This window comes from Nocardioides cremeus, assembly GCF_030518195.1.
In the GTDB taxonomy this organism is placed as follows: Bacteria; Actinomycetota; Actinomycetes; order Propionibacteriales; family Nocardioidaceae; genus Nocardioides; species Nocardioides cremeus.
In genome coordinates, this window is record NZ_JAULSC010000443.1 from 1 (window position 1) to 219 (window position 219).

The window sequence follows — 219 nt, forward strand, 5'->3', positions numbered from 1 at the left end:
GGGACTGCTGGTCCTGCTGACGGCGCTCGCGCTGTCGCTGGTCCTCAGCTCGTGCGCGCTGCTGGCCGGTGACGACGAGCCCGGTGCGCAGCCGACCCGCTCGGCGCAGCCCGCGCCGCGCGTGGTGGTCACGGCCGTGCAGCGCACGCTCGACCTGCGCGCCGCCGGCGTACGCCGCCAGGACCGGGGCCGCTTCGAGCGTGCCCTCACCCCCGGGCC

Annotated in this window: 1 protein-coding gene; it reads left to right on the forward strand. The window is 78.5% G+C overall.

Features of this window, described 5'->3' with window-relative positions:
- Nucleotides 1-219: hypothetical protein (locus QWJ41_RS21665; RefSeq protein ID WP_302710569.1), on the forward strand; the 219-nt coding region annotated here is incomplete at both ends.